This window comes from Enterovirga sp. (assembly GCF_028290205.1).
Taxonomy (GTDB): Bacteria; Pseudomonadota; Alphaproteobacteria; order Rhizobiales; family Beijerinckiaceae; genus Enterovirga.
In genome coordinates this window covers 1-7,445 of sequence record NZ_JAQGKF010000174.1, presented here as the reverse complement: position 1 = coordinate 7,445, position 7,445 = coordinate 1, and the positions used below count along the sequence as shown (strand labels likewise).

General features: G+C 71.1%; 8 protein-coding genes. 5 read left to right on the top strand and 3 right to left on the bottom strand.

What is annotated here, in order from left to right; genetic code table 11:
* The 3 genes from hrpB to JWR86_RS12665 form a co-directional block, all read right to left on the bottom strand.
* A partial coding sequence (hrpB, locus tag JWR86_RS12675; RefSeq protein ID WP_299565999.1) for an ATP-dependent helicase HrpB occupies positions 1-1,348 on the bottom strand: 1,348 nt, incomplete at its 3' end.
* A 53-nt stretch (positions 1,349-1,401) separates the two neighbouring features.
* Positions 1,402-2,577 (bottom strand): GGDEF domain-containing protein, encoded by a 1,176-nt coding sequence (locus JWR86_RS12670; protein ID WP_299565996.1) that lies wholly within the window; start codon positions 2,575-2,577, stop codon positions 1,402-1,404.
* 108 nt (positions 2,578-2,685) lie between these two features.
* A complete protein-coding gene (locus JWR86_RS12665; protein WP_299565993.1) occupies positions 2,686-3,099 on the bottom strand; it encodes a hypothetical protein in 414 nt (137 codons plus the stop codon).
* A 149-nt stretch (positions 3,100-3,248) separates the two neighbouring features.
* On the opposite strand from JWR86_RS12665, the gene JWR86_RS12660 reads away from it, so the two are divergent.
* The 5 genes from JWR86_RS12660 (at position 3,249) to JWR86_RS12640 (ending at position 7,218) form a co-directional block, all read left to right on the top strand.
* A complete protein-coding gene (locus JWR86_RS12660) occupies positions 3,249-4,475 on the top strand; it encodes an MFS transporter (RefSeq protein ID WP_299565990.1) in 1,227 nt (408 codons plus the stop codon).
* A gap of 190 nt (positions 4,476-4,665) precedes the next feature.
* Entirely contained in the window at positions 4,666-5,418 is a 753-nt protein-coding gene (pstB, locus tag JWR86_RS12655; RefSeq protein ID WP_299566002.1) for a phosphate ABC transporter ATP-binding protein PstB, read from the top strand.
* A gap of 12 nt (positions 5,419-5,430) precedes the next feature.
* Positions 5,431-6,153, top strand: coding sequence for a phosphate signaling complex protein PhoU (gene phoU, locus JWR86_RS12650; protein WP_299565987.1), 723 nt, complete (start codon positions 5,431-5,433; stop codon positions 6,151-6,153).
* A 1-nt stretch (position 6,154) separates the two neighbouring features.
* Positions 6,155-6,844 carry a phosphate regulon transcriptional regulator PhoB gene (gene phoB, locus JWR86_RS12645; RefSeq protein WP_299565984.1) on the top strand — a complete coding sequence of 230 codons (690 nt, stop codon included), beginning with the start codon at positions 6,155-6,157 and terminating at the stop codon, positions 6,842-6,844.
* A 125-nt stretch (positions 6,845-6,969) separates the two neighbouring features.
* Entirely contained in the window at positions 6,970-7,218 is a 249-nt protein-coding gene (locus JWR86_RS12640) for a hypothetical protein (RefSeq protein WP_299565981.1), read from the top strand.
* Positions 7,219-7,445 lie beyond the last annotated feature (227 nt).

The following is a 7,445-nucleotide window of genomic DNA, read 5'->3' as shown; positions in this document are numbered from 1 at the left end:
CGAGCCGGGCGGCCCGCCGGGCCTGCCCGGTCGCGGCGCCGCTGAGCACCATGCGGGCGAGGCGGGGCGGCAGGGGCATGGACCGGAGGCGGCGCCCCTCGGGCGTGATCCGGCCCTCGGCATCGAGGGCGCCGAGACCCTCCAGCAAGGCGCGGGCTTCGGCCAGGGCCGGCGCGGGCGGCGGGTCCAGGAAGGGGAGTGTGGCCGGATCCAGCACGCCCCACTCGGCGCTGTCGAGGAGCAGCGGGGCGAGATCGGCGGACAGGATTTCAGGGCGGCCAAAGGGCTCCAGCGCGCCGGTCGCAGCCTCCTCCCAGAGCCTGAGGCAATAGCCCGGACCGGTGCGGCCGGCGCGGCCGCGGCGCTGGTCGGCCGAGGCGCGCGACACCCGCTCGGTCACGAGCCGGGTCAGCCCCAGCCCGGGCTCGTAGCGGGGCACCCGGGCGAGGCCGCTATCGACCACGCCCCGCACCCCCTCGATGGTGATCGAGGTCTCGGCGATGGACGTCGCCAGCACCACCTTGCGGCGCCCGGCCGGGGCCGGCCGCACGGCCCGGTCCTGCTCGGCTCTGTCGAGGGCGCCGTAGAGGGGCGCGATCTCGACGGCCGGATCGCGCAGGCGCTCGGCCAGCCGCTCCGCCACGCGGCGGATCTCGCCGGCGCCCGGCAGGAAGGCCAGAACGGAGCCCGGCTCGGACGCCAGGCAGTGGAGAACGGCGTCCGTGACATCGTCCTCGATCCGCCCCCCGGGCACGCGGCCGCGGTAGCGGGTATCGACCGGAAAGGCGCGACCCTCGGAGACGATCGTGGGAGCGTCGCCGAGGAGGCCCGCCACCCGGGCCCCGTCCAGCGTCGCCGACATGACCAGGAGCCGGAGATCGGGCCGGAGCGCCGCCTGCGCCTCCAGCGCCAGGGCCAGCCCGAGATCGGCATCGAGCGAGCGCTCGTGAAACTCGTCGAACAGCACGGCCGCGACCCCGTCCAGGCCGGGATCGTCCAGGATCATGCGGGTGAACACGCCTTCGGTCACCACCTCGATGCGGGTGCGGGCCGAGACGCGGGTCTCCATGCGAACCCTGAGGCCGACCGTGTCGCCGACCCGCTCGCCGAGCGTGGAAGCCATGCGGTCGGCCGCGGCCCGGGCGGCGAGCCGGCGGGGCTCGAGGAGAATGACGCGCCCGCTTCGGAGCCAGGGCTGGTCCAGGAGGGCGAGCGGGACCCGGGTCGTCTTGCCGGCCCCGGGCGGCGCCACCAGAACCAGGCTCGATCGGGACAGCAGCGCCGCCGCGATGTCGGGCAGGACGGCATCGATCGGCAATCCGCCGCCGGATTCGGGACCTCGGGCCATGTGCCGGTGATGGTCCGGCCCGCACCGCCATGCAAGCGAGCGGCCGCCTGCCCTCAGGCGGCGAGCGGCACGGGGGTTTCGGCCAGGCTGACCACCCGGTTCCGGCCGGACCCCTTGGCGCTGTAGAGCGACAGGTCGGCGGCGGCCAGGAGGGCGTCCAGGATGTGGCCCACATCATCGCTGGTGGCGATGCCGATGCTCACCGTTGCCCCGAACGGCTGCCCATCCGCCTCGAAGCGGTAATTGGCGAATGCGGTCCGCAGGGCCTCGGCCGCCTCCCTGGCCTGCGCTTCGTCGGCGAGCGGCAGCAGGCAGCCAAATTCCTCCCCGCCGAGCCGGGCGAACAACGCGTCGCCCGGCAGGATCCGGCTCGCGGCCGCGCAGAACGTGCGCAGCACCTGGTCCCCCGCGCCATGGCCGTGGCGATCGTTGATGCGCTTGAAATGGTCGAGGTCCAGCAGCTGCAGCGAGCAGGGCTGGCCGTCGCGGCGCAGCCGATCCAGCAGGTCGCGGCCTTCGGTCATGAAGGCGCGCCGGTTGCGGGCGCCCGTCAGGGGATCGCGCGCCGCGATGAGACGCTGCTCGGCTTCCACCCGCTCCTTCGTCATGCCCAGCAGCAGAAACGAGCTCGCGACGGTGAAGACCATGGCTTCAAAGGCGTGCATGGTCACCCAGGGCGCGGTGAACACGGTCTGCTCAGTGGCCCCGCCCCAGTGATCGAGCGTGGGGTAGCGGGACAGGACCATCAGCGCGTGGCCGGCGAAGATCACGGCCAGCGGATAGCGCGAGCCGAGCTTTTCGGCCCGGCCGCGCCAGAGCTCGAACGCCGAGGCAAGGGCGTAGCTCCCGGAAATCAGGGACGCCAGGAGGACGCGCAGCTCGAAGCTCTTGTAGAAGGCCGGGATGCCGCAGGCGGCGAGCCAGAGCAGCGGGCCGGCAACGACCACCACGACCAGGACGGCCCGGCGCTCAAAGATCCTGAATCCGGCCCACGACAGCCCGAAGGCCGCGAACACGACGGCGTTGCCGAGACCGATCGTGACCCAGCCGGGCAGCACGCCCCGGCCGATCATCAGGAACACGCCGAGCGCGGCCACGATCATGCTGCAGCCCCACCATTTGAGGGCTGCCACGCTGCGGTTCTGGAACCAGGAGAACACCAGCAGCGAGCCCACGAGCATCGTCACGAACACCGTCACGACGCTGAGGGTGGCGAGATCGAGGCGCATTCCTGCCGTTCCACGGCCGGGCGGTTTGGCCGCGCCCCGCCAACTTGGCCCTAAAAACGTTCTGAAACCGTTGCCGGGGGCCCAGAGGGCGGGCCGCTCCCGTCCCGCTCAGCGGGGGCAGCGGTAGGCGACGCCTTCCACATAGGAATAGTCGCGGTAGAGGCGCCGGCGCAGGAACAGGTCGCTCGCGCCGAGGCCGAGCGCGGCATCCCGCATGACGTTCAGCCGCACGGCAAAGTTGGGGCCCAGGATTTCATGCCCGGCCAGCGCGTGCGCGAGTCCCGGCCGGATGGGGCGGCCGCGCTGCCCCTCGTTCGGCACCACCACGGTGATGTCGGAATAGCTGAACGGCCCAACCCCGTCCGTCCGGGTGAAGCCAGTGCTGCCCAGGCGGCGGCAGACCGCAACATCGGCCGGCGAGGTGACATAGCGGATCGGGTCGGCCGGAACCGGCATGTAGGCGCATCCCCCGAGCAGCGCGGGGCCGGCTGCCAGCAGCAGCATCCTGAGGGCCTTCGGCATCGACGTTCGGAGCTCCCGTGCTCAGGCCAGCGGCCGAGGGCGCCCGCGCGGCGGGCGGCAGCACTGGTCCTATCGCCCGCCCCCGATCGGGACAATCGCCAAGCCGGTCCGGCCGCGTTATCGAGCCCGGTGTGACCGGAAGGGCGCTGATGGGTAGGGCGGCGGGCGCGAGCGCCTGGATCTTGTTCCGAGAGCCTGATTTCGGGCGCTTCTTCACGGCCCGGTTCCTGTCCGGCTCCGCCCTGCAGATGCAGAACGTGGCCGTCGGCTGGCTCGTCTATGACCTGACGGGCAGCGCCCTGGCGCTCGGCCTCGCTGGCCTCGCGGCCTTTCTGCCCGCCATCGGGCTCGCGCTGGTGGCGGGCCATGTGGCGGACCGGTTCGACCGCCGCAAGGTGCTGACCGCCGCCTATGCCGGCAACGCGGCGGCGGCGTGCGGGCTGGTGCTCTGCGCTCTGGCGGGCGAGCGCTCCATCTGGCTGATCTATGCCCTGATCGTGGTGGCGGGCTCCTCCCGGGCCTTCGGCAACCCGGCCTCGCAGGCCCTGCTGCCGAACCTCGTGGCGCGACCGCTGCTCGGGCGCGCCATCACGCTGGCGGCGACCTCCTGGCAAAGCGCCACCGTGCTCGGGCCGGCCGCGGGCGGCCTCCTCTATGTGTTCGGCCCGCAGGTGGTGTTCGGCACGGCGGCGGCCTTCTTCACCGCCGCCTCGCTCTGCGTGGCGACGCTCCGGCACCGGCCGGCGCCGTCCGAGAGCCGGGCCATGTCCTGGACCAGCATCTTGGCCGGGATCGGCTTCATCCGGTCGCGGCCGGTGCTGCTCGGGGCGGTCTCGCTGGACCTGTTCGCGGTGCTGCTCGGCGGTGCGACCGCGCTGCTGCCGATCTATGCCCAGACCATCCTGCATACCGGCCCGGTCGGGCTCGGCCTGTTGCGCAGCATGCCGGGCGCGGGCGCCGTGATGATGTCGGTGTTTCTCGCCACCCGGCCGCTCGAACGGCGCACCGGCCGCGTGCTGTTCGCAGCCATCGTGGCGTTCGGGCTTGCCACGATCGGGTTCGGGCTGTCGGAGAACATCGCCCTGTCCATGGCGGCCTTGTTCGTGGCCGGCGCCGCGGACACGGTGAACGTGGTGGTCCGCCAGACCCTGGTGCAGGCGGAGACCCCGGACGAGATGCGGGGCCGGGTGGCGGCCGTGAACACGGTGTTCATCGGGGCCTCCAACGAACTCGGCGAATTTGAATCGGGCGTGCTGGCGGCCTGGCTCGGCGCCGTGCCGGCCGTGGTCATCGGCGGCGCCGGGACCATCGTGGTCGCGGCGCTCTGGATCCGGCTCTTTCCCGAACTCTGGCGTCGCGACAGGCTGATCGAATGACCCCTCCGAGGCTGTCATCCAGCCGTCATGGAGCCGCCATAGAAGCGGCCGGGTCCGACGGATGGCCGCCCCGGCCTCCACGCCCGGCCACCGAGATCAGGAACTTCGCCGCATGACCCTCGCCGTTCCCGAGCCGGTCCGCCTCCAGGCGGTGGCCGCGCCCGGCGCCGCCCCGTCGAGGGCGCAGGAGATGGACCGTGTCCAGATCCGGGGGCTCGATTTCTTCTACGGCGCGTCGCGCGCCCTCACGGGTGTGTCCATGGGATTCCGCGACCGGCAGGTCACGGCCCTGATCGGCCCTTCGGGCTGCGGGAAGTCGACTCTGCTGCGCTGTTTGAACCGCATCTACAGCCTGTATCCGGAGCAGCGGGCGACCGGCGAGATCCTGCTCGACGGCGAGAACATCCTCGATCCCGCGACCGACCTGAACGAGCTGCGCTCCCGGGTCGGGATGGTGTTCCAGAAGCCGACGCCCTTTCCCATGTCGATCTACGACAACGTCGCCTTCGGCCTGCGGCTGACCGAGCGGCTCGGCCGCGCCGAGATGGACGCCCGGGTGGAGGAGGCGCTCCGCAAGGCGGCGCTCTGGGGCGAGGTGAAGGACAAGCTGCGCAGCCAGGGCACGGGGCTCTCGGGCGGCCAGCAGCAGCGGCTCTGCATTGCCCGCACCATCGCGCAGCGGCCGGAGGTGATCCTGCTCGACGAGCCGACCTCCGCCCTCGACCCGATCTCGACCGGCAAGATCGAGGAGCTGATCGAGCAGCTCAAGGCCGAGTTCACCATCGCCATCGTGACGCACAACATGCAGCAGGCCGCCCGCATCTCCCAGAACACGGCCTTCATGTATCTCGGCGAGATCGTGGAGTTCGGGCCGACGCACCAGATCTTCATGAACCCGACCAAGAAGCAGACGCACGATTACGTCACCGGCCGGTTCGGCTGAGGGAGCGAGACGATGCCGGACCATATCGTCGCGTCCTTTGACGCGGACCTGAGACAGCTCCGCTCGGCCGCGGCCGAGATGGGCGGCATCTGCGAGAAGATGCTGGCCGAGGCGGTGACGGCGCTGGTGCGCCGCGACGCCGCCCTCGCCCAGGAGGTGATCAAGGCGGATGCCCGGCTCGACGCCCTTCAGCGCGAGGTGGAGGAGAAGGCGATCATGACCATCGCCCGCCGCCAGCCGATGGCCATGGACCTCCGCGACGTGGTGTCGGCGATCCGCATCTCGGGTGATCTCGAGCGCATCGGCGACCTCGCCAAAAACTGCGCCAAGCGGACGCTCGCCATCGCGGACGGGTTTCAGGCGCAGCGCATCGTCACCGGCCTGCAGAACATGGCCGACCTCGTCATGCGCCAGCTCACCGACGTGCTGGACGCCTATGCGCAGCGCGACCTCGAGCGCGCCATGGACGTGTGGCGGCGGGACGGCTCCATCGACGCACTCTACACGTCGCTGTTTCGCGAACTCCTCACGTATATGATGGAGGATCCACGCAACATCACCTTCTGCGCCCACCTGCTCTTCTACGGCAAGAACGTGGAGCGCATCGGCGACCACACCACCAACATCGCCGAAACGGTCCATTACCTCGTCACGGGCCAGGCGCTCTCGGCCGAGCGGCCCAAGGACGACCGGGCCAGCCAGGCCCGGCTCGAACCCGACCAGCCGGCGAGCTGAAATGTCGGCCCGCATCCTGGTTGCCGAAGACGAGGAGCCGCTGACGCTGCTCCTGCGCTACAACCTCGAGGCCGAAGGCTACACGGTCGACAGCGCCGCGCGCGGGGACGAAGCCGAGCTCAAGCTCCGGGAGCAGGTGCCCGACCTCCTGCTGCTCGACTGGATGCTGCCGGGCGTATCCGGCATCGAGCTGTGCCGGCGGCTGCGGCTCCGGCGCGAGACCGAGCGGCTGCCCGTGATCATGCTGACGGCCCGCGGCGAGGAGGCGGACCGCGTGCGCGGCCTCGCCACCGGGGCCGACGACTACGTCGTGAAGCCGTTCTCGGTGCCCGAACTCCTGGCCCGCGTGCGGGCGCTGCTGCGGCGGCTGAAGCCGGCCGAGATCGCCGAAATCCTGACCGGCGGCGACATCGAGCTCGACAGGGTGCAGCACAGGGTGCGGCGCGCCGGGCAGGACCTCCATCTCGGCCCGACCGAGTTCCGGCTGCTCGGCTTCCTGATGCGCAGTCCGGGCCGGGTGTTTTCCCGCAGTCAGCTCCTGGACGGGGTGTGGGGCCGGGACGCCGAGCTCGACGAGCGCACGGTCGACGTCCATGTCGGCCGGCTCCGCAAGGCTGTCCACCGGGACGGCCTGCCGGACCCGATCCGCACCATCCGGGGCGCCGGCTACAGCTTCGAGATCGGCCGCTGAGGCGAGGCTCCCGGCGGACCGGTGCGACGTTGGACTCCGCCGACCGGCGGCCCGGTTGACTCCGGCCCGGGCGGGACCGATCGCGAACCGAGGCGACGGAGCGATGTCGCGGGCGGGAGACACGGATGGAGGAGCTGAACGGCCGCATGCTGGCCTGCCAGATCATGATCGCGGCCCTGGTGGCCCGGGTCGCGAATCAATCGCCTGATCCGCTGACATTCCTAACCGACTACCGGGACGAGGTCCGGGCCGTGCTTCGCGGCATCAACATCGCGGGAGAGCACGATGTGGCCGGCATTCGCCGCGCAAGCCTCGCGGCGGCGGACGAGCTGTTCGGCCTGATGAAGCCGCCCAGCGAGGAGCCGGACACCTAGCGCCAGGCTGTGGCAATTCTGCACGTGGGCCTGCCCTGAGCCCGAGCGCCTTCGGGGCGCCGGAATTTACGCCGTCGCTGACGGCCGATAGCTCCTGTTTGCGGATTGGAATGATGTGAAAGGCGGCGCAGTTTAGAGTTACACTAATCCGCAAGTCATTGAAGTTGCTCACGAACCTCTTGACCGCCCGGAGGATCGCCCGTCTACGCCAGCACCAGAGCCGCCTC

Coding starts and splice junctions, on each gene's coding strand:
- phoU (WP_299565987.1), top strand. CDS start 5,431: ATGCCGGACCATATCGTCGCGTCCTTTGACGCGGACCTGAGACAGCTC.
- phoB (WP_299565984.1), top strand. CDS start 6,155: ATGTCGGCCCGCATCCTGGTTGCCGAAGACGAGGAGCCGCTGACGCTG.
- JWR86_RS12660 (WP_299565990.1), top strand. CDS start 3,249: ATGGGTAGGGCGGCGGGCGCGAGCGCCTGGATCTTGTTCCGAGAGCCT.
- pstB (WP_299566002.1), top strand. CDS start 4,666: ATGGACCGTGTCCAGATCCGGGGGCTCGATTTCTTCTACGGCGCGTCG.
- JWR86_RS12640 (WP_299565981.1), top strand. CDS start 6,970: ATGGAGGAGCTGAACGGCCGCATGCTGGCCTGCCAGATCATGATCGCG.
- JWR86_RS12670 (WP_299565996.1), bottom strand. CDS start 2,577: ATGCGCCTCGATCTCGCCACCCTCAGCGTCGTGACGGTGTTCGTGACG.
- JWR86_RS12665 (WP_299565993.1), bottom strand. CDS start 3,099: ATGCCGAAGGCCCTCAGGATGCTGCTGCTGGCAGCCGGCCCCGCGCTG.